Source organism: Alcaligenes faecalis (assembly GCF_005311025.1).
Classification (GTDB): domain Bacteria; phylum Pseudomonadota; class Gammaproteobacteria; order Burkholderiales; family Burkholderiaceae_B; genus Alcaligenes; species Alcaligenes phenolicus.
Genome location: NZ_CP031747.1, coordinates 980,893 through 1,003,327 on the forward strand (window position 1 = coordinate 980,893; position 22,435 = coordinate 1,003,327).

A 22,435-nucleotide genomic window follows, 5' to 3' on the forward strand; every position below is an offset into this window, starting at 1 on the left:
GCGTGATGAATACGACTGCATCATCTGCGTCTACGGAGGCTACGGCCAACCGCCGTTTCCGGGATTATCGTGTCCTGGAAAAGCAGCGCGAAAGCGAAGTGATTACTTCGTTTGTACTGCAGCCGGTGGACGGTGTTATGCAGCCTTATCAGCCGGGTCAGTATCTGGTGTTCCGCCTGGAGATTGACGGGCAAATCGTGCTGCGCAATTACAGCGTGTCGGGGGATCCCGACTGCACGGATCGTCTGCGCATTTCCGTCAAACACGAGAAGGCCCCGGCAGGGTCAAGCGTGGCGGATGGTTTGGCCTCCTCCTATCTGCACCAACAGGTGCAGCCGGGCGATGTGCTGAGTGCGGCCGGGCCGATGGGCGAGTTCGTGCTGGATGAGAGCAGCCAGCGGCCTGTGGTGTTGCTAAGCGGTGGCGTGGGCCAGACCCCTTTGCTGGCCATGCTGCATCGTCTACTTAAACGCAGCCAGCGTAAGGTGTATGTGATTCATGCGTGCGATAACAGCGTGGTGCATGCCTTTGCCGATGAGATGCGTGAGCTGGTGGCACAACGCGAAGGCGTGCAGCTTTACTTCTGCTATCGCAACCCGACTGAACATGATGAGCAAGCCGGTTTGCACCATGTGGCGGGACTGATTACACGTGAGCAGTTGCAGCGTTGGCTGCCACTGGATGATTACGAGTTTTACCTGTGTGGGCCCAGTGCCTTCATGCAGAGCAATTATGGTGTGCTGCGTAGTCTGGGTGTGGCACGTGAGCGCATTCACTACGAGTTTTTTGGCCCGGCGACGGTGCTGGAAAACACCTTGGCGGATGATGGTGCAGCCAGTGCGGTTCAGGATCAGGTCCAGCCTGCCCCCTCCAGTCGTGTCGATGCGAATGTGTTGGAGCTGGATTCGCCTGTAGAAGCAGTAAGGGGAGCCGCGACAGCAGCGGAAGATGCGGCGCAGACGGTGACATTCCTGCCCGATGGCCGCCAGGGCCAATGGCATGAGGACTGTCCCTCCTTGCTGGATCTGGCGGAAGAAACGGGCTTGAGTCCGGACTTCAATTGTCGCGCAGGCCTGTGCAATACCTGCATGTGCACGCTGGTATCGGGCGAGGTCGACTATTTTGAAGAGCCGCTGGACCCTGTGCCAGAGGGCAAAGTCTTGTTGTGCTGTTCCCGTCCCCGTGGTCCGGTGGCCGTGGAATTACCTTAAGATTTTTTCAATTGCTTGTTGAGGTTTGCCCCGTCCTTTTGGGACGGGGTTTTTTTTCAAAAAAATCATATGCTTCCTTGTTGGAAGTCAGGCGAATTGTCGATGTCTGGAGCAGGGGGTGTGGACATGAGGACTGTTGAAGTGGTGGTCCTACATAGGCTGGCTACCTTGCTATAGCTGGGCTTGCTCGCTTATCCAATCACTAAAGGCACGGACCTCTGCTTTTTGTGTCGCATCGGGCAAGGTCACCAGGTAGTAGGCAAAGCGGGCTGGCCAGGGCTTGTCCAGCACTTGCACCAAGCGGCCTGCGGCCATTTCATCCTGCGCATATTCTTGCGGTATCAAAGCCAGCCCCAGGCCCGCAATCGCACCGCGTATCAGCAGGTAATCATCCTCAAAAGCTGTGCCTCTATCGGCGCGCGCATCGTCCTCCACCCCGTGGGCAGACAGCCAAAGCGCCCAGTCGGCCCGGTCGGCATCTTGTAGCAGTGGCCACTCCAGACAATCTGCTGGTTCCTGAATGGTTGGCTTGTCTTGCAGCAACGCAGGGCTGGCTACAGGCAGCAAGACAGGGGCCATCAAGGGCTCGGCCTGCAAGCCGGGATACACACCCAGGCCGTGGCGAATGGCGATATCCACTTTGTCGCGACGCAGGTCCACCAGCGTGGGGGACGCCTCCACACGGATTTCGATATCGGGATGGCGTTGCTTGAAGTCGGCCAGCCGGGGAATCAGCCAGGATGCGGCAAAGGAAGGCACGGTGCTGATCGTCAGTGTCTTCCTTTGCTTGGTGGCTTCCAGCGTGTGCATGGCCTGTTCGATCTGGTCAAACGCCGTCAGCAGGATAGGGTAGACCTGGTCACCGGCTTCGCTCAGGCTCATTTTGTGGTGGCTGCGCACAAACAGTGTCACGCCCAAGCGATCTTCCAGCAGCCGGATTTGCTGGCTGACTGCGCCCGAGGTTACGCCCAGCGCCTGGGCGGCCAGCTTGATGCTGCCGTGGCGTCCGACTTCGGTAAAGGCGCGCAGAGCTTGTAAAGGAAAGACAGGATTCATGGTTTAGTTTATCTAAATCTATCAAGTAGATTTAATCGTTTTTCTTTGGCCATTTAGCTGGGGAAAATAGGCTACTGAATCGTATTTAAAGTTTAGCTTATCTATATAACAAGGAAGAGCGAACTTTCAGTTTTGGAGCCACACCATGATTGATCTGTATACCGATAGTTCGCCTAACGGCTTTAAGGCGACCATCGCCTTGGAGGAGATGGCGTTACCGTACCGCTTGCATCACGTGCGTATCGACGCGAACGAGCATAGGCAGCCAGAGTTCCTGGCCTTGAATCCGCATGGGCGTATCCCGGTGATGAAGGATGATGAAACAGGTGTTGTCCTGTTCGAGTCCGCCGCGATCTTGCTGTATCTGGCGGAGAAAACCGGCCAATTGCTTTCAAAAGAACCTGTTCAGCGCTGGGAAACAATCAAATGGCTGCAATTTCACTCCTCCAGCGTGGGGCCGATTCTGGGTCAGCGCGTGCATTTTGAGTTGTTCGCCCAGGAGAAAATCCCGGCCGCCATCGAACGCTACCGCCGTCTGGTGAATGATCTGTTCACCGTGCTGGATACACGCTTGGCAGACCATCCTTATCTGGCAGGACAGGACTATTCCATCGCCGATATTGCGCATTTTGGCTGGACGCATATTGCGCGAATTATCGATTTTGATTTCAGCCACTACTCGCACATGAGTGCCTGGCATGAGCGCGTGGCCCAGCGCCCTGCAGTCCGTAAAGGCATCACCTTGCCTGAGCCCGCTACCGGCGCTTGAGGGGAAAACATCATGACGATTGAAACAAGCCTGATTCAAGGCGCATCTTTCCCTACCTTTGCCACTCACCCTGGCTATAGCCGCATGTTTGCACCCGGCCGTCTGACCATGGGTATCTTTCTGCCTCTGCGTTTTTATCAAGGCGATATGAGTGTGCTGGCCGGGCAGGCCGCGTTGGTAGAGGAGATAGACCGCCAGGATTTTGCGGCGGTGTGGGTGCGAGACGTACCGTTGTATGACCCCAGCTTTGGTGATGCGGGGCAGGTGTTCGATCCCTTTACCTATCTGGCTTTTCTGGCTGCTCGCACCAGGCGGGTGGCCTTGGCTACGGGCAGCACGATTTTCTCCTTGCGTCACCCGATCGATCTGGCCAAATCCGCCTTCACCATTGATCAGTTGTCCGGTGGACGCTTGGTGCTGGGCATCGCTTCCGGGGATAGGCCTATAGAATTTCCCGCCTATGGTGTGGAGCGAGCCGAACGGGCAGAGCGTTTTGCACACGCTGTCAGCTATTTCCGTCAGTTGATGCAAGCGGGGCAATTGCATATCGACTCTCCGCTAGGCCGCTTCAATACGGCAGAGTTGCTGCCCAAGCCCGTGCACGGTTCGATCCCCTTGATTGTCACCGGCTCCTCGGGGCAGTCGCCCGAATGGATCGCAGAACATGCCGATGGTTGGCTGACCTATCCGGAAGCCACACATACACCGCTGGGTCCGCAAAAGCTGGCTGCCAAAATTCAGGCCTGGCGTGCCCGGATTCCAGATGGCGGTTTTCGCCCACACATGACCAACGAGTGGCTGGACTTGGTGGATGATCCTGATTATCCACGCACACCCTTGCAAGGTGGTTTTACACTGCGTACCGGGCGCAAGGGGCTGATCACCTTGTTGGAGGAATGGCAGGCAGCGGGTGTGAATCACGCCGCTTTGGGTATTCAGTTTGCGCAGCGACCAGCGGCGGAAATTATCCAGGAGCTGGCTGAATATGTACTGCCGCATTTTGCCTCTCATCAGGAGCAGCCTGCTCTTGCAACAGCATGGTAGCAACAGGGGAATACAAGCATGAATAGCAGTGCAGAACAGCTAGTAGTCGATGGCATGCAGATCCGGGATCTGCAGCCACAAGACCGGGCCGCCTGGGAGTCTCTGTACAGACAATACGCCGAGTTTTACAAAGAGCCCATGAATGAAGAGATCCTGGCTCGTACCTGGGGCTGGCTGCTGGATGCGCAGCATCCTTTGCAGGGCAAGGTGGTAGCGACGGCGAAGGGTGCGCTGCTGGGTTTGGCGCATTACCGTCCTTTCCCGGAGCCCTTGCTAGGCAAGGATGCTGGTTTTCTGGATGACTTGTTTGTGTTGCCGGAACAGCGAGGCGGCGGGCTGGGCCGCCGTTTGATTGAGGCAGTCGCCCAGGCAGGTAAGGAGCAGGGCTGGCCGTTCCTGCGCTGGATTACGGCGCAGGACAATGCGCAGGCGCGAAGGCTATACGATGGTCTGGCTCAGGCAACAGCGTGGGTGACGTATGACTTGAATCTGTAGAAGGGGGCTAGGGGCGTGTAGAAGGTGATACGTTTTTCAGGGTGCCAGTATGCAACTAACAGGAATGATGGTTTAGTTCCCGAAGGCTCGCAATTCCTTCGTTAAGGAGGAGGAGGCCAAGCGCTCTAGTGGTCTGAATGCACCCTCCAGATAGCTCATGTCTTGGGCGGATGCATCGAACTGCTCAAAATAAGGCTTCCAGGCTCTGACGACTATCCATACTTCATGCAAGGCGCGAATGGCTTCTTGGCGGCTAGAGAAGTAGGCTGCCCAACGTGTCATTAAGTTGTCCAGGGTGGCCAGCCTTCCTTGCTCTCCTAGTTCGAGGTGCAAATAACGTTCGCTTGCCACCGTGTTCATGGGCAGAACGTCATAGAGCGGACTTAACCTCCATCCTTTGCCGACCACGTCATAGATGAAGGCGTGGTTTCTCAAGTGATCGTCATTGTTGTTGGCAAAGATGTTCAGGGCTTGGCGCTTGAATAGTTCACGTAAATCACGATCGATGAAAGTGGGCAAACAACGCTCTCGTAGTTTGAGGGCCAGTGCCTGATAGGAACTACTTCTTGCTTCGTACTCATCAATGCCCATCAGGGTCATAGCGGAGCAAAAGCCGATACGCCCCTCAACGGTAGAAGCATTGTGTTCTGGGGTGGCGGGCGACCAACTGTCCTGGCCGGGAGCGGGTGCTTCTCCCGGAGCTGCCCAGTAACGGTCAAATCTACGAATGAAGAGCACGCGCGCCGTGCCAACAGATTGGATATGCACGGGTGGAACGCATAGATCTGCAGCACGTGCCAATTCCAAGGTGCCAGCTTCAAGTACAGCATTGCAGGCGCGATCAGACTTGGAAGGGAATTTCGCCAGCCACAGCACATCGGATTCATCGCGAATAGATGCTTTGGGCCGGGCTCCGCCAGCCGAACCTAGGCCTTCAAAGCAGTCAGCCAGGTCCTCACCGATGTCTTCGTCATTTTCAATACGATCAGCGGCTTCAAGTAGGCGTTCAAGGCTGACCTCCCCAGCTGCCGATTTCTTGGCGGGGGAATCGAGCGTAAGTCGAATATCCAGTGCGCCTACGCGATCCACTCCTGCCTCCAGTAAATAGGCGACTTCAGGTAAAACGCCCGAGCCTACTTTGAGTTTGTTTTCGATGACACGTCGACCCCATGCGTCAGGGGCTGCGTCGCGCAGTCCACCAAACTCGTGCAGCCCAGGTAAGGTAAAACGTTGTATGCCTCCGTTTTCTGCCCTTAGTGGCAGTGCTGCAGGATCGATTTCAATCGCGTGTTGCCGTTGTACATAGCGCTTACCGTAGGTGAAGCTTGGCGCATCGGAATTCGCGTTCTCCAGTAGTCCTGCCGGTACAAAAGCATTGCCCTGATCGCTTTGGGCAATATGAGCAAACACAGCAACCTGACTGGGTGGTCGGCTGTATGGATTGCGCGGTTTAGAAGTCATATTTGTCCTTGGCTGGAGCGCTGTTGGCTGTATTCGATGCATTTTTCCTGGAGACACGCTGTACCTTGTTGGCATTGTTGAAGCTCCGCACAGCGCCGGACTGCTCTGTGAGCAGATCCAGCAAGGTAAGTTCGGGCTCAATGGCATGGAGGTAGCGCAGGATCTGAGACATCGTTCGGCTTTCATTACCTTGCTCAAGCAGGGCGGCCGTGGACCGTGAAATACCAGCACGAGCAGCCACATCGCTTTGAGTCATTCCATGGGCGATGCGCAGTTGCTGGAGCTTCTGACCAATGGCGCTGGCTTCCTGCAAGCGTTTAGGGGGGGTGCGTTGTGCCTCATCGTATTTCATAGTTGGCCCTTTCTGCCATGTTCGTCATGGACAATCCTGTGAAACATGTAGAGTCAAGACTTCTGATTTATTGACCGTAATAACAGTCCTTGAATTGATTAAGGACTGTTATTACGGACATTTTAATTGAATTTGATTGTTTGCTGAACAGACGCGTAGTCTAATGTCCGTAATATCAGTCTTAATAGTTATTAAGGACTGTTATTACGGACATTTTGGTTAGGCTTTCCTTCTCTCCAGCAACATCAAAGCAAGCAAAACCACACTGCTCATTCCCAGCCCAAAGATCACCAGTGGCCATGCCGTATCCCCACCCAGCAAGGTCACAGCTAAGGTACCGAACACGCTAACAATCAGGCTTTCCACGCAAAAGTAGATCGCCACGGCGGAACCGGCCACATCATTGAACTGGGCCAAGGCGCCATTGGCGGTGACGGATACCGTTATCACAATGCCCATGGCGGCTAGCCACATGGGCAGGATAAAGCTGCTAAAGGAGGGTTCCAGCAGGAGTTGTCCTGCTGCCAGCAACAGGGCGGCTAGGGCGATCAAACCCATACCGCGTCTCAGGCTCCCGGCCGTTCCCCAGCGAGCCACAAAGGTTTTGGACAGGCGGGTGGTGGCAATCATCACCAGGGCAACACTGGCAAAGGCCAGGCTGAAGCTTATTTCTGCATAGCCAGCTTGTCCGATCAAGACTCGGGGCGCGGTCGAGAAGTAGACAAAAAATGTCCCCATCCCGGTGGAGAAGCCCAGGGTATAGACCCAGAACGCCGGGCTTTTGAAGACGGCCAGGGCGCACTGCTGGGAATGCAGCGGTTTGGCAGGTCGGGTCTCCTGCCATCTGCACAGCGCATGGATCCAGGCTATGAGCCCCATCGCCGCCAAACTCAGGAAGATGGCTTGCCATCCTCCCATGCGGGCAATCAGAGCACCTGCAATAGGCCCCAAGGCGGGTACGAATGCCAGGATGGAGCTGAACAGGCTATAGATCACTACCCCTTCGGGGCGGTCTGCATACACATCGCGCACTGTGGCAAACAGGGCCACAAGGGTGGCCGAAGCCCCCAGTGCCTGCAGCACCCGAAAACCAACAAAAGCCCAGGCGGAACTGGACAAGGCAGCGGCGGTTGAGGCCAACACGAACAGGACGGCCCCTGTCAGCAAAACAGGTCGTCGGCCTATGAGATCCGACAGGGGGCCAAAGATCAGTTGTCCCGCACCCAATAGCAGCATGTAAAGGCTAAGGGTCAGCTGGATGATGGCTGGGGTCGTACCTAGAAGTTCCGGCATGGCCGGGACGACGGGCAGGTAAATATCCATCCCCAGGGAGGCGAGGATGTCAAAGGGCGCCATCAGCAGCAGGGCAGCCGGCAGCGTATAAGCCCAGGAAGAGCGTGAGGAAGACATAACAAAATTACCACTCGAAAAAGAAATCGGGCGGCGTCTGTTTGTTATCAATCAGCGGGATTGGAAGTACAGAACGCCGCAACAAGACAAGAGCTTGTTGCGGCTTACTCAGTTGCTGACTTAGTGCTCGTCATGCAGACGGCTCCTCACATAAATAACTTGAAAGTGTGTCGCGGGGAAAACGTTATGGCTGCGTCTGGCCCAGTCCAAAGGGATGGGGCGCGACAACTGTTTATTATAGGGGGAGGTTTTTACGGCCTTGAAGCCTCAGTCCGTGATGGCTGTTGGTTTTTTGCCCTGCAAAGTTTTGGCAAGACGTGACACCGCCTCGCTGGAGTTGCCTGTCTTGTTCTTCTTCACCCGGATGGCGGCAGCTTTCAGCAAGCGCTGGAATGTCGGGCACTGCGTATGGTTGGCGGCCGGGCAGTGCGCGGCGTGGCGCAAGCCTTCGCTCATGGCTTTCAGGCGCTTGATGGTGGCATCCAGTTGATCGGCCTTGGATAGCAGCAATTGCCTGTCCACCTGCGCAGAACCATCGGGAGGCAGCATGGCCCGTATTTCTTCCAGCGACAAACCGCCCGCTTGCCCCAAGGCAATCAAGGCCAGTTGATCCAGCACTTGGGGCGTAAAACGACGCCGTTCTCCGGGGGCGCTGATTGCACGGATCAGGCCTTCTTTCTCGTAGTAACGCACGGTGGAGGAGGGTAAGCCGGTTTGCTTGGCAACTTCTGAAATATCCATCTTGTACCTGTTGACTTGAAGTTGACTTCAACTTCTATGATTGCTCAAAAACAAGGTGCTTATCAACGGAAAGGATTGCCAATGTTGTCGATCAATGAATGGGTGCATGTGATTCTGATCGGAGTCGGAGCCACTATTTTCATGGATATCTGGGGCCTGATTCAAAGGGCGATGGGCGTTGCCACGCTGAACTACGCCATGGTGGGGCGCTGGGCCGGGCATTTGCTGCGTGGCCAGATCGCACACAGCAGTATCGGCAAGGCTGAGCCGATTGCGGGAGAGTCTGCCTGGGGCTGGTTCATTCACTATGCTGTGGGCATTGTTTTCGCCTTTTTGTTGCTTGCGGTTTACGGCACTGAGTGGCTGCAAGATCCCCGCTGGTTGCCCGCCGTCATGGTGGGCATGGCTACGGTCGTGATGCCCTTTTTTGTCATGCAGCCCGCCATGGGAGCCGGAGTGGCGGCCTCGCGTACCCCCACGCCTTGGACTAACCGTTTGCGCAGCCTGCTGACACACGCGGTTTTTGGTTTGGGCATGTACCTTGCGGCCTTGCTGATCAAGCAGGTGGCTTAAGGAGATGTCATTTGTTGGGGCCTCTGTCATGGGTGGCCTGCTCTTTTTGTGCGTCAGCCAGTCCCAGGATGCCGCTTCCGAGCTGACCGGGGACTGAGCAGGAGGCACTAGCAGTATGTGTTTGGTTAGGTCTGGAAAACCGCCTCGCTCATGCAATCAATAAAGGCGCGCAGCTTGGGCGACAGGTTGCGGCTGGCAGGCCAGACAATCCACAGTGGCACGGTGTTATGGGTGCATTCATCCAGAATGGTTTGCAGCCGTCCGCTGCTTAAATGCTCGCCCACGGTGAAATCTGGCAGGCAAGCGATGCCTTGCCCTTGCAAGCTCAGATGCACCCGCATTTCCACGCTATTGCAGACCAGTGTGCGGGGCAGCTCGGGTACGTCCTGAGTTTCGGAAATTGGCCATTGTTCCAGCCGCCCGGTATTGGGGAAGCGGTAGTGCAGGCAGGCATGGTGTTGCAGATCTTTGGCGTGCAAGGGGCGACCATGCTCTTGTAGATATTCGGGGGAGGCAGCCAGGACGCGACGGAACGTGCACAGACGGCGGCGCATCAGGCCTGAATCACTCAAGGCACTGGCACGGATGGCGGCATCAAAACCTTCGCCAATCACATCGACCAGACGGTCAGAAAAGTCCAGATCCAGTTCCACGGCCGGATAACGCTGCATGAAGTGGCTGATGGCCTGCTGAAACAGGCCGCTGTAGCGCGGCAAGCTGATTCGCAAGGTGCCACGCGGCATTTCACTGGCTTGGGACATTTCCAGTTCTGCCGCCTCGATTTCACTCAAGATGCGTCTGCATCGCTCCAGAAAAACCTTGCCGTCGGCAGTCAGGGCCAGAGTGCGGGTGCTGCGGTGAAACAGGCGCACTTTCAGCCGCTCTTCCAGGCGGGCGATGGACTTGCCTACTGTGGAGGGCGACAGGCCGGACTCGCGGGCCACGGCCGAAAAGCTCAGGCGTTCCGCCACGCGTACGAACAGGCCGATATTGCTCAGGTTTTCCATCATGGTGCCGACTCTATTTAAGAATTTATTTCCTAAGTATTAATAACTGTAGTGTATTTTTCTTTGATGGGGTGACGCTTAAGCTCCTGAAATCGACCCCGATCATGCGGGTATTTCACGCCGTGTCCATTTCTGTTGGGCACGCACGCTTTAGCAGTCAATGAGAACCATGCTTTCCTCTTCTTCCTCGCCGGCCATGCGTCGGCTGCAATTATTGTCAGCCTGTTTAACGGCTTTATTGATCCCCTTGTGCTTCACCGGTCCAGCAGTGGTGCTGTCGGCCATCAGTGCAGAGTTAGGTGGTAGTGCCGCCCAGCTGAGCTGGATCATGAATGCGTACATCCTGAGTTACGGCGGTGCCATGATGGTGTCAGGCAGCCTGACGGACATTTACGGCCAGCGCCGCATCTGGCTGATTGGCATGCTGTGGTTTTGCGCCTTTACCATTGCCATTCCTTTCATGCCCTCCGTGTTCTGGATTGATATTTTGCGCATGATGCAGGGCCTGGGCGGTGCCGCCGCTTTTGCCGCTGCCATGTCCTCCCTGGCTCCCTTGTTTGAAGGACGTGCACGGGCGCGGGCGTTCAGCTTGTTAGGCACGTCTTTCGGGCTGGGGCTGTCTTTTGGTCCCTGGTTTTTCGGCTGGATTGTGGAGGCGCTGCAATGGCAAGGCGTGTTCTACGCGACCGGGGCTATTGGCGTGGTCGGTTTGTTGCTGGTTCTGATCAGTACCAAGCCCAGTCAGGGCGGCTCGCAGGGTGCATTGGACTGGCCGGGTGCCATCAGCTTTACGCTGGCTTTGGGCCTGTTTACTTATGGCATGTTGCTGATCCCGGAACGGGGCTGGTCCGATAGCTGGGTGCTGTCCACCCTGCTGGCCTCTGTTGTCGCCTTTGTGGGCTTTGTCTGCATAGAGCGCCGCGTTGCGCAGCCCATGATTGATTTGAGTTTCTTTCGTGACCCCGGCTTTGTGGGTGTGCAGGCTTTGGCTGCAGCCCCTGCATTCCTGTTCATCGTGCTGATTGTGTTGTTGCCCGGTCGCTTTATGGGTATTGATGGTTACGGTGCATTGCAGGCCGGGCAGATGATGGTTTGGCTGGCTGCGCCTTTGTTGATCGTGCCTTTTGTGGCGGCCTTGCTGACTCGCTGGCTATCGGCAGGCACCTTGTCCAGCCTGGGTTTGCTTCTGGTGGCCGTGGGTTTGTGGACTCTGGCTGAAGGCTTTGAGGCAGGCGGTGGTCCAGCCCTGCATCTGCCTTTATTGCTGATCGGCATGGGTATCGGTTTGCCCTGGGGCTTGATGGACGGGATGGCGGTCAGTGTGGTCAGCCCGGATCGGGTCGGAATGGCGACGGGTATCTTCAATACGGTGCGAATCTTTGCGGATGGTGTGGCCATTGCCGTGGTCAGCGTGCTGTTGGCTACCTTGATTCAGCAGCACCTGAGTGTGGGCGGCACAGCGTTTACACAAGCCGCAGTTCTGGAAGCGGCCAGTCGGGCGGCTTTGGGTGAATTGCAGTTGGCCGCGCAACAGCTGCCTGGTTTGGAAGCGCAATTGACTGCCAGTTATGCCGCTTCATTTTTGACGGTGCTGCATGCGCTGGCAGGCCTGGCGGCCTTGATTGCCGGTCTGCTCTTTGTCTTGTTGCGACAGCCCAAGCACGCTTTGCAAACGGCCTAGAAGACACCGCGTGCGCTGCACGCGATGCCCAAGGTGAACGGGCCCCAAACGCCTGGGACAGGTATCCAGGTTTTGGGGGCCGTTCTACACCCAGAGCGGCGGCGTGGGTGTGGGTTACGACAGGTGTTCAGGCCTGTTGTTTGGGCAAGGCCAGCCATTCCTGAGCTGTGATGCGGCTGATATGTTCAGTTCGGTAGTCCTGCAGGAACGGGTTGTACCTGTTTTCCTCGGTGTGATGATGGCGAAAGCCACACTTGGTTTGCGCAATCTGCGATTGGGCATTGTTGGCAAAGTAGCCGCACCACAGGGCCTTCAGCTTCAGCGTTTCAAAAGCGTGTCGCATCACTTCGCGCATGGCCTCGGGGATCAAGCCCTGGCCCCAGTAGGGGACGCCAATCCAATAGGCAATTTCGCCTTCTTCTTCGCCGATCTCGAAGTTGCTGTTCTTGCCGATCAGGATGCCGATGCAACCGACAGCCCGGCCATTATCTTTGTGCTCGACGGCATACACTTCAGGCATATTGAAAACTGTGCGGATAATTTCGGCACTTTCCTCAACGCTGGTATGCACCGGCCAACCTGCAATCGGGCCAACTCGCTCGTCTTTGGCGTATTCGTACAAGTCCTTGGCATCAGTGTCCTGCCAGGGGCGTAAAATAAGTCTTTCTGTTTGAAGTGTCATTTTCTTTACTCACCATTCAGCAGAAAACAGAATAGAAGCTGGCTGGTTTGGCGAACAGAGCAGGACCTTGGTAGTTTCGGTACTTTTAGCAAGTCCTGTCGGTTGCCGGGTCATGAAGGGCAGAGGAACACCATGCATCAGATTCCACAACTATTCAGTGCCAGAGATAGCTGGCTGACAGGCCAGACCACGCTGGCTGAAGGCGTGGGAATGCCTTTGTCTTTCGGTCATGCCTATATGGCCTTGATGATCTGCCTGTCGGGTCGTGCTTTGGTCAGCTTGAATTTCAAGGATCAGGTCGTACGGGCCCATGATGTGCTGGTGCTGGCCGAAGATACGATTACCTTGCTGAGACGGCGCTCACGCGGTTTCAAGGTGTTTTTTCTGTTGATGCCCAAGAACCTGGCGTCAGAAGTGGCCTATCAGCTGCCTAATTCCTTGTTCGTGTTCCTGCATGACAATCCGTTGTGTGTGCCTCCGCAGAGAGATCGAGCTTTACTGACGGCCTGGTTGCTGCAACTGCACGAGATTGTGCAGACCAGCACGCTGCATCAGCACATCATGCTGCGTAATCAGCTGCAGAATTTCTTTCTACATATTGCCGAGCAGATTCCGTCCGAGTATCAGGGCGGCCAGCCGTTCAGCCGTCAGGAAATGATCAGCTGGCGGTTTTGGGAACTGGTTGGCCAGCAATGCCGGCAGCACAGAGAGGTGAAGTTTTATGCCGATGCGCTCAACATCACCCCGTTTTATCTGTCCCAACTGAGCAAACAGTTTTTTAACGACAGTCCCAAGGTCTTGATCGACAGGCAAGTGGTTCTGGAGATCAAGGCGTTGCTTTCCTACAGCCAGCTGGCGATCGGGCAGATTGCCGATCAGCTGAATTTTGAGGATCCCTCTTATCTGTGCCGGTACTTCAAGCGCCACACAGGCTTGTCGTTGACCCGCTATCGCCAGCATGAGCAGGCTCGTTCCGGTGTGGTTGGCAAGTGATCAGCTCAAGGGTTGGTCGTGCCAGGTCAATGCGACAAGAAAATGGCGATGGTGTATGACTCAGGAGGCAAGAAGTCTGTGCGCCTGATCGATGCGTTTGGGAGTCAAACTCTAGGCAGAGCAGATTTACGGCTCACATCTTGCCAGTGAATTTGTAGCGATCCCCTGGATGCCACAGTCTGGCGTGCGTTGTGAACTGCTCGCTGGAAAAAGTGCGGCGGTCCATCACCAGACAGGGTTGCTGCTCTTTCATGTGCAGGGCCTGCGCGATTCCGGCGGGCGGCACCAGCACTTCAATGCTGTAAAAGCCGGTTGGCAAGGGGGCAACGCGCACCAAGTACTCATTAGGCGTGATCTGGCTCCAGTCCTGCTCCATGTAATCCGGTGCCATTTGCGCGTCCACCAGACGATCTTCGTACTGGATAGGCAAGCCGTTTTCGGCATGAACAATAATGGAATGAAACAGCGCTGCGCCCGGTGCAATGCCATATAGCCGCGCTTGAGCCGGGCTGGCCTGCAGCCGCTCCATGCTCAGCACCTGACAGCTGTGTTGGTGGCCGCGCTCCCGTATGTCTTGCGCGATGCTGCGTATCTCGATCAGGGTGGACTGGAATTTGGGCTGCGCGACGTAGGTGCCCGAGCCTTTGATGCGGACCAGCAGCTCATCATTCGTCAACTCCCGCAGCGCGCGGTTGACCGTCATGCGCGACACGCCAAATTGTTCGCATAAAGCCAGTTCAGTGGGGATCAGATCACCTTCACGCCATTGGCCGGACTGGATTTTCTCCAGCACAAAATTCTTGATTTGCAGGTAGGCGGGCATGCTTGGTTCAGTTGACGAATGGCTCGTCTGGGGGACATCCATTTTTATGCTTTCCTGTAGGACGTGTTCACACTCAAAAGAGTCTCGCGCAGGCCAGATCTGAGGTCGTGCACCAGGCCGCGAGTGATGCCTTCCCATGCTCGCATTCACGGGCTTATGCAAGGCTCTTTTTTATATGTATAGACAACTTGGAAAAATGACTATACATTGGCATGAGCTTACAAGAAAACCGTTGTTTTGTCGGCGCCAGAACCTGCCCTTCGGGTGTGGAAACAGCCTGCCAGATAGAACCAGCGCGTATCCAGAGACACCTCAGATGGAGGACATCACCATGCCTGATCATCACACTTTGGCGGCCAGCCACGATCCTCGCTTCGATCCTGCGCGGCAGATTCATGCCCCTACGGGTACCCAGCTCAGCTGCAAGAACTGGGTGGCGGAAGCTGCGTACCGCATGATTCAGAACAACCTGGACCCGGCCGTGGCCGAGAACCCCCAGCATCTGGTGGTGTACGGCGGCATCGGGCGTGCAGCCCGGAACTGGGAATGCTATGACCAGATTCTGGCCAGCCTGCGCCAGTTGGAGGATGACCAGACCTTGCTGATTCAGTCCGGCAAGCCGGTGGGTGTCTTCCGTACTCATAGCGATGCGCCGCGTGTGCTGCTGGCCAACTCGAATCTGGTGCCCAAATGGGCTACCTGGGAGAAGTTTCACGAGCTGGATCAGGCCGGTTTGTTCATGTATGGGCAGATGACGGCGGGTAGCTGGATCTACATTGGTAGCCAGGGCATTGTGCAAGGTACGTACGAGACTTTTGCTGAAGCAGGTCGTCAGCATTTTGGTGGTTCGCTGGCCGGGCGCTGGATTCTGACTGCTGGTCTGGGCGGCATGGGCGGCGCACAGCCTTTGGCGGCGACCTTTGCCGGGGCGGTATCGCTGACGATTGAATGCAAGCAAAGCAGTATCGACTTCCGTTTGCAGACCCGTTATCTGGATAAACAGGCGCGGGATCTGGATCATGCGCTGGAGTTGATTGCCCAACACACGGCCGCCAAGGAAGCGGTGTCGATTGGCTTGCTGGGTAATGCTGCCGATGTACTGCCTGAACTGGTGCGACGTGCCCAAGCGGGTGGTTTGAAACCTGATCTGGTGACGGACCAGACCTCTGCCCACGATCTGCTCAATGGCTATTTGCCGTCAGGCTGGACGGTGGAACAGTGGCAGGCGGCGCAGAAAGACCCGGCCCAACACGTCCGCATTCAACAAGCGGCTGCCAAGTCTTGCGCAGTTCATGTACAAGCCATGCTGGATTTCCAGAAAATGGGTATTCCGGTTGTGGACTACGGCAATAACATTCGCCAAGTTGCGTTTGATGAAGGCGTGGCCAATGCCTTCGATTTCCCTGGCTTTGTGCCTGCCTACATTCGCCCCTTGTTTTGCGAGGGCAAAGGCCCGTTCCGTTGGGTGGCCTTGTCGGGCGACCCGGAGGACATCTACAAAACCGATCAAAAAATCAAAGAGCTGTTCCCTGACAATCAGCACGTGCATCGCTGGCTGGACATGGCGCAGGAACGCATTGCTTTCCAGGGCTTACCTTCACGAATTTGCTGGCTGGGACTGGGCGAGCGTCACCGCGCTGGTCTGGCCTTTAACGAAATGGTGCGTAAGGGCGAGCTGAAAGCGCCCATTGTGATTGGCCGCGACCACTTGGATACAGGCTCGGTGGCCAGCCCCAACCGCGAAACTGAAAGCATGCGTGATGGCACGGATGCCGTGTCGGACTGGCCTTTGTTGAATGCCTTGTTGAATACCGCCGGCGGGGCCAGCTGGGTTTCGCTGCACCACGGGGGCGGGGTGGGCATGGGCTACAGCCAGCATGCTGGCATGGTGATTGTGGCCGACGGTAGCGAGCAGGCTGCGGCCCGTCTGGAGCGGGTCTTGATTAACGATTGCGCCAGTGGTGTGATGCGTCATGCGGATGCCGGCTACGAGCTGGCGATTCAAACGGCCAAGAATTTCGGGCTGACATTGCCCATGATCAAGTAAGAAAAACAGGACAGATAAATGAGCAAGAGTATCGAGCTTTCTCCCGGCGCACTGACTTTGGCACAGCTGCGCCAAATCTGGCAGGAACCGACTGTTCTGACTCTGCCGCCAGAGGCGATCGGGGCCATGGATGCGTCCTCGGCCATTGTGGCCAAGATCATCCGTGAAGGTAATCCGGCTTATGGCATCAATACCGGCTTTGGCAAGCTGGCCCAGCAACGCATTCCCGACCACGATCTGGAGCAACTGCAAAAGAACCTGATTCTGTCGCACTCCGTGGGAGTGGGCGAGCCGGTGTCCGATGCGGTTGCCCGCTTGATCATGGCCATGAAAATAGCTAGCTTGGCGCGCGGCTTTTCGGGCATACGTTCGCATGTGGTCACGACCTTGCTGGATATTCTGAATGCAGGCGTGGTGCCTTTCATTCCGTCCAAGGGTTCCGTGGGCGCATCGGGTGATCTGGCGCCCTTGTCGCACATGACCTTGACGCTGATCGGGGAAGGACAGGCCAAGTGGCAGGGCGAATGGATGCCAGCCCAGCAGGCTTTGGCCAAGGCGGGTATCACTCCCATTGTGCTGGCTGCCAAGGAAGGCTTGGCGCTGATCAATGGCACGCAAGTGTCTACGGCTCTGGCCCTGAACGGCCTGTTCCGCACCCAGATCTTGTTCCGTAATGCGATTCTGGCCGGTGCCTTGAGCGTGGACGCCGCCAAAGGCAGTGATGCGCCTTTTGATGCGCGCATCCATGAGGTGCGTGGACAGCCGGGGCAAATATATGCGGCTCGCCTGTACCGGGAGCTGCTGGCTGGCAGCCAGATTCGTCAGTCGCATCGCGACAATGACAACAAGGTGCAGGACCCCTACAGCTTGCGCTGTCAGCCCCAGGTCATGGGTGCGATTCAGGATCTGATCACGCAGAACGAACGAAGCCTGCTGACGGAAGCCAATGCTGTTACGGATAACCCGCTGGTGTTTCCCGGCAAGAATGGCGAGCCGGATCAGGTGATTTCCGGAGGCAACTTCCACGCCGAGCCGGTGGCGTTCGCCGCCGATGGCTTGGCTCTGGCGATTGCTGAAATTGGTGCCTTGGCAGAGCGTCGAGTCGCTTTGTTGATTGATGCCAGCATCTCTGGCTTGCCACCGTTCCTGGTGCCTTCTGCGGGTTTGAATTCGGGCTTCATGATTGCCCATGTGACCGCAGCGGCCCTGGCTTCGGAAAACAAGTCACTGGCACATCCTGCCAGTGTGGATAGCCTGCCTACTTCGGCTAATCAGGAAGACCACGTCAGCATGGCAACCTTTGCGGCGCGCCGTCTGGAAGACATGGCACAGAACACGGCTGCGATTGTGGCGATTGAATTGCTGTGCGCGGCACAAGGCATTGATTTCCATGCGCCCTTGCTGACTTCCGAGCGCTTGAAAAAGGTGCAAGACGCGATTCGCCAGGCCGTGCCTTTTTACGATCAGGACCGTTACTTGGCTCCCGATATCGAGGCCCTGAAAGCCTTGGTGCTGGATGAGAGCCTGGCGGCGACGGCGGCTGATCTTTTTTAGTTTTCATGAAGTACTGCTGATTGTTTTTGTCTCCACGAACTTGTCCCTGGCATGGGTCCCCACGCCAGGGATTTTTTTGCTTCACGGCGACCCAGCATTGCATTTCTCTGGACTACGCCCTGCTGACATAAGTCCACGGTGAACACGACGGCTGCTGCGTCCCCTACGTAGGCAGGCACGGTATCTGCTATCGAGCGACGGCCTGTATTGCCAACTGAGGCGTGCCAATCAAGATGGATATAAAGCTCACAAGTCACATGGCTGTGGCGATGTGCATGCGCTATGTTCACAAGGAGGATAAGCCCGCGTGGGATGGGCGAGCGGATGGCGAATTGGCTACTCCACGACGAGAGATTGATAAGTGTACCCGATACGGGTATAGTTTGGAGGTCGATATGACGCGCGTTCTCAAGCGCAAAGACTTTGCGCGATGGCAGGCGGCCGAGAAGCTGCCTGATATTGCCTTGTGCAAGGCAGTTCAGGAGATGGAAAGCGGTCTGATCGATGTGGACTTGGGGGGCGCCTTATACAAGAAGCGGGTAGCTCGCCCTGGTGGTGGCAAAAGCGGCGGCTATCGCAGCTTGCTTTCGGCCAGAATAGGTAGCCGTTATGTGTTCCTGCATGGGTTCTCCAAGAGCGACAAGGGGAACATCACGCCGGATGAGAAGAAAGCGCTGCAATTTGTAGGGAAGGTGTTCCTGGGCTTGTCGCCTGAAGCCTTGTTGAATGCATTGCAGGCTGACGTGTTATTGGAGGTGAATTGTGAGCAAGATCATCGAATCGCTACGCGGCGACCTGGCGGCGCTTCAGGAGGCAGGAGCGATCGGCAAGGTGACGATGCGCGAGTTTGACGCAATTTGTCCACCGCCAGTTCGGGAGTTCGATGCGGCCGACATCAAACGGCTGCGGGAAGGCTTGAAGTTCAGCCAGCCGGTATTTGCGCTTTATTTGCATACTACGGCATCGACCATACGCAAGTGGGAGCAAGGTGAAACCCATCCCACTGGCCCGGCACTCAAGCTGCTGAATATCATTGCCGACAAGGGCTTACAGGCCATCATTTGATTTTTTTGTACCTAAGCCTTGTTCAGTAGACTGCTCAATGTTTTTTTATAAGCCGCAAATGCCGCCTCTTCCTGATGATGATGGCCCTCTGTCACACAGGCCTTACCACTGACGAATACATCACGAATCGGGTTGGCGTGGGCGCGTTCGGAAAAGACCAGAGCCGACAGCCAATGCTGCTTATCCAGCCCCGCCAGACTGGGGTGCTCCAGGTCAATCACCATTAAATCTGCCTGATGACCGGGGCTTAGTTGCCCGCTGGCTCGACCGGACGCCTGTGCGCCACCACGTGCGCAGGTGTCAAACAAGTAGTCCGCGACGAAAGGTTGTTGGGACGAAGTCAGCACATTGCGTTGCTGGCTGGTCAATCGTTGACCATATTCCAGCAAGCGCAGTTCGGCGCGCCAGTCTACGCAGATATGGCTGTCTGAACCTAGGCCCATACGTCCTTGCTCAGCCAGAAAGGCGGCAGCAGGGAACAGGCCATCACCCAGATTCGCCTCGGTGGTTGGACACAAACCTGCTACGGCACCGCTGCGGGCAATTTGCTTGCGCTCCTGCTCGTCAATATGAGTGGCGTGGATCAGGCACCAGCGTTCGTCCACATTGAAGTTGTCATAGAGATAGGCCACCGGACTGCTGCCTTTGATGTCCCGGCAGGCCAGCACTTCGGCTATCTGCTCGGCAATGTGGATGTGAATCGGGTGGCGTGACGGCAGGCTGTGCAGGCCGTCGATCAAGGTACTGATGGAGCCGACGTTGGCGGCGCGCAGGGAGTGGGGCGCAACACCGTAACGCCGGTCAGCATTCAAGGGGTGGCTGTTGTGCAGGGACTCCAGCAGGTACAGCAACTGTGTAGGGCTATTCAGAAAGCGCTGTTGATCCTGACGCGGCGCCTTGCTGCCGAAATCGCTGTACTGGTACAGCACGGGCAGCATGGTAATGGCCAGCCCGCTGGCGCTGGCCGCTTCCATGACGCCTTGGGCCAGCAGGCCTATGGGTGCGTAATGCTGACCGTCGCGCTGGTGATGCAGATAATGGAACTCGCACACGCTGGTGTAGCCCGCTTTCAGCATCTGTATATAGAGCCATTGGGCAATGGCCTGCATGTGCTCGGGCTCCAGACGGGCAGCGAAGCGGTACATCAGGTCGCGCCAGCTCCAGAAGCTGTCCTGGCCTTGCCCCCGGAATTCAGTCAGCCCGGCCATGGCACTTTGAAAAGCATGTGAATGCAGATTGGGCATGCCCGGCAGTACGGCACCTTGCGCTGTGTGGACGGAACCCGCCGCGTCTATGGCCTGCTGACTGGCTTCGGGCAGAACGTCTGTCAGTGTGCCGTCCTGGTCCCAGCGCAGCAGTACATTCGCTTGCCACTGGCCGTCCAGATAGGCCCAAGGGGCCCAGAGCGCTTCATGTTTTCGGGGGATGCTCATGGCGATTCCTTACGCAGGTCACGGCTGATTCTGCCTTGGTATACGACCAGGGCGCAGCGTGGCAGGCCCAGCCAGTAGACCAGCTCGGGCAGGGAGTCTATGTCCCAGGCGACAAAGTCGGCACAGGCCCCGATGCTGAGTTCACCGTTGATGTCGGGGGCACCCAAGGCCTGAGCAGCATGGCGGGTGACACCTGCCAGGGCTTCGGGGACAGTCAGTCTGAAAAGCGTGCTGCCCATGTTCAGCATCAGTAAGAGGGACGCACAGGGGGAGGTGCCAGGGTTGCTGTCAGTGGACAGGGCCATCGGTACGCCGTGTTTGCGCAGCAGTTCAATCGGGGGTAACTGGGTTTCGCGCAGAAAGTAGTAGGCTCCGGGCAGCAGCACGGCCACGGTTCCGGCTTTTTTCATGGCGATGACGCCTGCTTCATCCAGGTATTCCAGATGGTCGGTGGACAGCGCCTGGTAGCGGGTCGCCATTTCCGTGCCGCCCAGATTGGAGAGCTGCTCGGCGTGCATTTTGACGGGCAAGCCCAGCGCTTGGGCCGCTTTCAGAACGCGTTCGGACTGCTTCAGGTCGAAGGCAATACGCTCGCAAAAGACGTCAACCGCGTCGATCAGTCCTTCTTGTGCCAGAGTGGGCAGCATTTGATCACAGACCAGATCCAGGTAGGCATCGGTTTGCCCGGCAAATTCAGGGGGCAGGGCATGGGCACCTAAAAAGGTGGTGCGCACCGTGACCGGGCGCAGCTCGCCCAGACGGCGGGCGACACGCAGCATTTTGCGCTCGCTCTCCAGATTCAGACCGTAGCCGGATTTGATTTCAATCGCGGTGACGCCTTCGTCCAGCAAGGCATCCAGTCGGCGCAGGGCTTGGGCCAGCAGTTGGTCCTCGCTCAGGGAGCGCGTCGCTTTGACGGAGGACACAATGCCGCCACCCTGACGGGCGATTTCTTCATAGGAGGCCCCTGCCAGCCGCAAGGCAAATTCCTGGGCGCGGTTGTCGCCGTAGACCAGATGGGTGTGGCAGTCGATCAGCCCGGGGGTGACCCAGCGGTTTCCCAGCTTGTGTTCTTGAGTGGCGTCTTGCCACTGCGCAGGCAGGTCATGACGTGGGCCCATCCAGGCGATACGGTTCGCCTGTACAACCAGGCAGGCATCTTCGATGACGTACTCGGGGTCGGCGGTGGGGGCCAGGCGTAAATCGGTCCAAAGTGTGTAGCTCATCATTTCATTCCGTGGGAGCGATATAGGCGTAGACCAGCGGGGCATTAGCATGGTCGGCCTGCAGTTGCAGGGACAAGGGGGCGGGTGTGCTGCCTGTCAGGGCTTGCCCGGCGCCCAGGGTCCAGCTGTGTGTGTCGGCCTGGAGTTGATAGCCGCCTTGCGGTGCGTACAGAAAATGCGTACCAGCGGCCAATTTCATGGAGTCGCTTCGTCCTTGCCATGCGTGCAAGCTGCCTTGGGCTCGGCCCCGACGCAGCATCAGGTTCAAGTCCTGTGTCGGACCGAGTGGTAACAAACAGGCCATCTTGTCCTCGCCAGCGAAGGCGTATGGCTGGAATGGATGCAGCACATGGACGTGTTGGTCGTGAATCAGCTGCATGTTGTCGCCCTCGATCAACATGATGTGTCGGTCTATGCCGGGAAAGCGGGAAAAATCGCCAGAGGTCTGGACCTGGGCCAGGCTGATACGCCAGTCAAAGTGCTCATAGTCGGAATGTTCGGGATGGCAAAGCACCTCGCGCGTGGTGCCGCCACCGTTTTTCCAGGGCTGCGCGGGCAGGCTGCTGATGTTTAGCAGACGAAGCAAAGTGGCAGGGTGGGGCTGGCTCATGGTGGCATGGCTCCGGGCGGATTTTCAATTGTATATACAATAGCTGAGTATAGACAAAGCGCGACGATCGTCTTGAAGGGCAGGCTGTTTTTTCAGGGTAAATCCCGAGCACAAACCCTTGAGCTACTTGCGCTGCAAGCCGCTTGGTGGCAAGGTATACGCTAATAAACCCGAGTCATAATTCATTCAAAGGTGCAGGATG

At 56.8% G+C, this 22,435-nt stretch carries 21 protein-coding genes and 1 pseudogene; 11 read left to right on the top strand and 11 right to left on the bottom strand.

From position 1 onward, the window contains the following. Positions 1-5 precede the first annotated feature (5 nt). The gene (locus D0C27_RS04520) at positions 6-1,211 is read left to right on the top strand and encodes an FAD-binding oxidoreductase (RefSeq protein ID WP_137430503.1); all 1,206 of its coding nucleotides are present in this window, start codon (positions 6-8) and stop codon (positions 1,209-1,211) included. 171 nt (positions 1,212-1,382) lie between these two features. Here D0C27_RS04520 and gcvA read toward each other — a convergent pair whose 3' ends face one another. Beyond that, a complete protein-coding gene (gcvA, locus tag D0C27_RS04525) occupies positions 1,383-2,267 on the bottom strand; it encodes a transcriptional regulator GcvA (RefSeq protein ID WP_137430504.1) in 885 nt (294 codons plus the stop codon). 145 nt (positions 2,268-2,412) lie between these two features. On the opposite strand from gcvA, the gene D0C27_RS04530 reads away from it, so the two are divergent. From D0C27_RS04530 to D0C27_RS04540, 3 genes are read left to right on the top strand one after another with little or no spacing between them, the layout of a single operon-like run. After that, positions 2,413-3,036 carry a glutathione S-transferase family protein gene (locus D0C27_RS04530; RefSeq protein WP_035269680.1) on the top strand — a complete coding sequence of 208 codons (624 nt, stop codon included), beginning with the start codon at positions 2,413-2,415 and terminating at the stop codon, positions 3,034-3,036. A 12-nt stretch (positions 3,037-3,048) separates the two neighbouring features. Then, positions 3,049-4,080 (top strand): LLM class oxidoreductase, encoded by a 1,032-nt coding sequence (locus tag D0C27_RS04535; RefSeq protein ID WP_137430505.1) that lies wholly within the window; start codon positions 3,049-3,051, stop codon positions 4,078-4,080. 18 nt (positions 4,081-4,098) lie between these two features. Next, on the top strand, positions 4,099-4,575 hold the full coding sequence (locus D0C27_RS04540; RefSeq protein WP_088451764.1) for a GNAT family N-acetyltransferase: 477 nt from the start codon (positions 4,099-4,101) through the stop codon (positions 4,573-4,575). A 72-nt stretch (positions 4,576-4,647) separates the two neighbouring features. On the opposite strand, the gene D0C27_RS04545 is transcribed toward D0C27_RS04540, so the two are convergent. From D0C27_RS04545 to D0C27_RS04560, 4 genes are all read right to left on the bottom strand, one after another. After that, the gene (locus D0C27_RS04545) at positions 4,648-6,036 is read right to left on the bottom strand and encodes a type II toxin-antitoxin system HipA family toxin (protein ID WP_137430506.1); all 1,389 of its coding nucleotides are present in this window, start codon (positions 6,034-6,036) and stop codon (positions 4,648-4,650) included. Beyond that, entirely contained in the window at positions 6,026-6,388 is a 363-nt protein-coding gene (locus D0C27_RS04550) for a helix-turn-helix domain-containing protein (RefSeq protein ID WP_052159270.1), read from the bottom strand. The genes D0C27_RS04545 and D0C27_RS04550 overlap by 11 nt, the downstream gene beginning before the upstream one ends. A gap of 219 nt (positions 6,389-6,607) precedes the next feature. Next, positions 6,608-7,798, bottom strand: coding sequence for a CmlA/FloR family chloramphenicol efflux MFS transporter (cml, locus tag D0C27_RS04555; RefSeq protein ID WP_060185500.1), 1,191 nt, complete (start codon positions 7,796-7,798; stop codon positions 6,608-6,610). A gap of 267 nt (positions 7,799-8,065) precedes the next feature. Next, the gene (locus tag D0C27_RS04560; protein ID WP_137430507.1) at positions 8,066-8,539 is read right to left on the bottom strand and encodes a helix-turn-helix domain-containing protein; all 474 of its coding nucleotides are present in this window, start codon (positions 8,537-8,539) and stop codon (positions 8,066-8,068) included. A gap of 81 nt (positions 8,540-8,620) precedes the next feature. Here D0C27_RS04560 and D0C27_RS04565 point away from each other — a divergent pair, with 81 nt between their 5' ends. After that, on the top strand, positions 8,621-9,112 hold the full coding sequence (locus tag D0C27_RS04565; protein WP_060185499.1) for a DUF2938 domain-containing protein: 492 nt from the start codon (positions 8,621-8,623) through the stop codon (positions 9,110-9,112). A 125-nt stretch (positions 9,113-9,237) separates the two neighbouring features. Here D0C27_RS04565 and D0C27_RS04570 read toward each other — a convergent pair whose 3' ends face one another. Continuing rightward, the gene (locus tag D0C27_RS04570) at positions 9,238-10,119 is read right to left on the bottom strand and encodes a LysR family transcriptional regulator (RefSeq protein WP_170978614.1); all 882 of its coding nucleotides are present in this window, start codon (positions 10,117-10,119) and stop codon (positions 9,238-9,240) included. Positions 10,120-10,288: 169 nt separating this feature from the next. On the opposite strand from D0C27_RS04570, the gene D0C27_RS04575 reads away from it, so the two are divergent. After that, a complete protein-coding gene (locus D0C27_RS04575; RefSeq protein WP_205717086.1) occupies positions 10,289-11,800 on the top strand; it encodes an MFS transporter in 1,512 nt (503 codons plus the stop codon). A gap of 127 nt (positions 11,801-11,927) precedes the next feature. On the opposite strand, the gene D0C27_RS04580 is transcribed toward D0C27_RS04575, so the two are convergent. Next, complete coding sequence (locus D0C27_RS04580) at positions 11,928-12,482, bottom strand: GNAT family N-acetyltransferase (RefSeq protein ID WP_137430510.1); 555 nt, start codon at positions 12,480-12,482, stop codon at positions 11,928-11,930. A 132-nt stretch (positions 12,483-12,614) separates the two neighbouring features. Here D0C27_RS04580 and D0C27_RS04585 point away from each other — a divergent pair, with 132 nt between their 5' ends. Beyond that, a complete protein-coding gene (locus tag D0C27_RS04585) occupies positions 12,615-13,475 on the top strand; it encodes an AraC family transcriptional regulator (RefSeq protein WP_137430511.1) in 861 nt (286 codons plus the stop codon). A gap of 133 nt (positions 13,476-13,608) precedes the next feature. Here D0C27_RS04585 and hutC read toward each other — a convergent pair whose 3' ends face one another. After that, a complete protein-coding gene (gene hutC / locus D0C27_RS04590) occupies positions 13,609-14,298 on the bottom strand; it encodes a histidine utilization repressor (RefSeq protein ID WP_230940569.1) in 690 nt (229 codons plus the stop codon). 316 nt (positions 14,299-14,614) lie between these two features. Here hutC and hutU point away from each other — a divergent pair, with 316 nt between their 5' ends. The 4 genes and pseudogenes from hutU to D0C27_RS04610 all read left to right on the top strand — a co-directional run bounded on the left by hutU (position 14,615) and on the right by D0C27_RS04610 (position 18,964). Next, positions 14,615-16,345 (top strand): urocanate hydratase, encoded by a 1,731-nt coding sequence (gene hutU / locus D0C27_RS04595; RefSeq protein ID WP_137430512.1) that lies wholly within the window; start codon positions 14,615-14,617, stop codon positions 16,343-16,345. Between the two features lie 18 nt (positions 16,346-16,363). Continuing rightward, positions 16,364-17,899, top strand: coding sequence for a histidine ammonia-lyase (gene hutH / locus D0C27_RS04600; protein ID WP_137430513.1), 1,536 nt, complete (start codon positions 16,364-16,366; stop codon positions 17,897-17,899). A gap of 395 nt (positions 17,900-18,294) precedes the next feature. Beyond that, positions 18,295-18,675, top strand: a pseudogene (locus D0C27_RS04605) (type II toxin-antitoxin system RelE/ParE family toxin); the annotation flags it as partial. Further along, the gene (locus tag D0C27_RS04610) at positions 18,662-18,964 is read left to right on the top strand and encodes a helix-turn-helix domain-containing protein (protein ID WP_035269706.1); all 303 of its coding nucleotides are present in this window, start codon (positions 18,662-18,664) and stop codon (positions 18,962-18,964) included. The pseudogene D0C27_RS04605 and the gene D0C27_RS04610, both read left to right, overlap by 14 nt. Before the next feature lie 11 nt (positions 18,965-18,975). Here the strand turns inward: D0C27_RS04610 and D0C27_RS04615 are convergent, their stop codons facing one another. The 3 genes from D0C27_RS04615 to D0C27_RS04625 are packed head-to-tail and all read right to left on the bottom strand — an operon-like array spanning position 18,976 to position 22,233. Further along, positions 18,976-20,397 carry a formimidoylglutamate deiminase gene (locus D0C27_RS04615; RefSeq protein ID WP_137430515.1) on the bottom strand — a complete coding sequence of 474 codons (1,422 nt, stop codon included), beginning with the start codon at positions 20,395-20,397 and terminating at the stop codon, positions 18,976-18,978. Beyond that, positions 20,394-21,623, bottom strand: a complete 1,230-nt coding sequence (gene hutI, locus D0C27_RS04620; RefSeq protein WP_137431529.1) for an imidazolonepropionase — start codon at positions 21,621-21,623, stop codon at positions 20,394-20,396. Before hutI ends, D0C27_RS04615 begins: the two co-directional genes overlap by 4 nt. Before the next feature lie 4 nt (positions 21,624-21,627). Then, positions 21,628-22,233: a HutD/Ves family protein gene (locus tag D0C27_RS04625; RefSeq protein ID WP_137430516.1), complete on the bottom strand. Its 606-nt coding sequence runs from the start codon at positions 22,231-22,233 to the stop codon at positions 21,628-21,630. Between the last annotated feature and the right edge of the window lie 202 nt (positions 22,234-22,435).

What these genes read in the sequence shown, in the direction of transcription:
- D0C27_RS04580 (WP_137430510.1), bottom strand. Translation starts at nt 12,482, where the DNA reads ATGACACTTCAAACAGAAAGACTTATTTTACGCCCCTGGCAGGACACT.
- D0C27_RS04540 (WP_088451764.1), top strand. Translation starts at nt 4,099, where the DNA reads ATGAATAGCAGTGCAGAACAGCTAGTAGTCGATGGCATGCAGATCCGG.
- cml (WP_060185500.1), bottom strand. Translation starts at nt 7,798, where the DNA reads ATGTCTTCCTCACGCTCTTCCTGGGCTTATACGCTGCCGGCTGCCCTG.
- D0C27_RS04585 (WP_137430511.1), top strand. Translation starts at nt 12,615, where the DNA reads ATGCATCAGATTCCACAACTATTCAGTGCCAGAGATAGCTGGCTGACA.
- hutU (WP_137430512.1), top strand. Translation starts at nt 14,615, where the DNA reads ATGGAGGACATCACCATGCCTGATCATCACACTTTGGCGGCCAGCCAC.
- D0C27_RS04545 (WP_137430506.1), bottom strand. Translation starts at nt 6,036, where the DNA reads ATGACTTCTAAACCGCGCAATCCATACAGCCGACCACCCAGTCAGGTT.
- hutI (WP_137431529.1), bottom strand. Translation starts at nt 21,623, where the DNA reads ATGAGCTACACACTTTGGACCGATTTACGCCTGGCCCCCACCGCCGAC.
- D0C27_RS04625 (WP_137430516.1), bottom strand. Translation starts at nt 22,233, where the DNA reads ATGAGCCAGCCCCACCCTGCCACTTTGCTTCGTCTGCTAAACATCAGC.
- D0C27_RS04575 (WP_205717086.1), top strand. Translation starts at nt 10,289, where the DNA reads ATGCTTTCCTCTTCTTCCTCGCCGGCCATGCGTCGGCTGCAATTATTG.
- hutH (WP_137430513.1), top strand. Translation starts at nt 16,364, where the DNA reads ATGAGCAAGAGTATCGAGCTTTCTCCCGGCGCACTGACTTTGGCACAG.
- gcvA (WP_137430504.1), bottom strand. Translation starts at nt 2,267, where the DNA reads ATGAATCCTGTCTTTCCTTTACAAGCTCTGCGCGCCTTTACCGAAGTC.
- D0C27_RS04615 (WP_137430515.1), bottom strand. Translation starts at nt 20,397, where the DNA reads ATGAGCATCCCCCGAAAACATGAAGCGCTCTGGGCCCCTTGGGCCTAT.
- D0C27_RS04550 (WP_052159270.1), bottom strand. Translation starts at nt 6,388, where the DNA reads ATGAAATACGATGAGGCACAACGCACCCCCCCTAAACGCTTGCAGGAA.
- D0C27_RS04530 (WP_035269680.1), top strand. Translation starts at nt 2,413, where the DNA reads ATGATTGATCTGTATACCGATAGTTCGCCTAACGGCTTTAAGGCGACC.
- D0C27_RS04570 (WP_170978614.1), bottom strand. Translation starts at nt 10,119, where the DNA reads ATGGAAAACCTGAGCAATATCGGCCTGTTCGTACGCGTGGCGGAACGC.
- D0C27_RS04560 (WP_137430507.1), bottom strand. Translation starts at nt 8,539, where the DNA reads ATGGATATTTCAGAAGTTGCCAAGCAAACCGGCTTACCCTCCTCCACC.
- D0C27_RS04535 (WP_137430505.1), top strand. Translation starts at nt 3,049, where the DNA reads ATGACGATTGAAACAAGCCTGATTCAAGGCGCATCTTTCCCTACCTTT.
- hutC (WP_230940569.1), bottom strand. Translation starts at nt 14,298, where the DNA reads ATGCCCGCCTACCTGCAAATCAAGAATTTTGTGCTGGAGAAAATCCAG.
- D0C27_RS04520 (WP_137430503.1), top strand. Translation starts at nt 6, where the DNA reads ATGAATACGACTGCATCATCTGCGTCTACGGAGGCTACGGCCAACCGC.
- D0C27_RS04565 (WP_060185499.1), top strand. Translation starts at nt 8,621, where the DNA reads ATGTTGTCGATCAATGAATGGGTGCATGTGATTCTGATCGGAGTCGGA.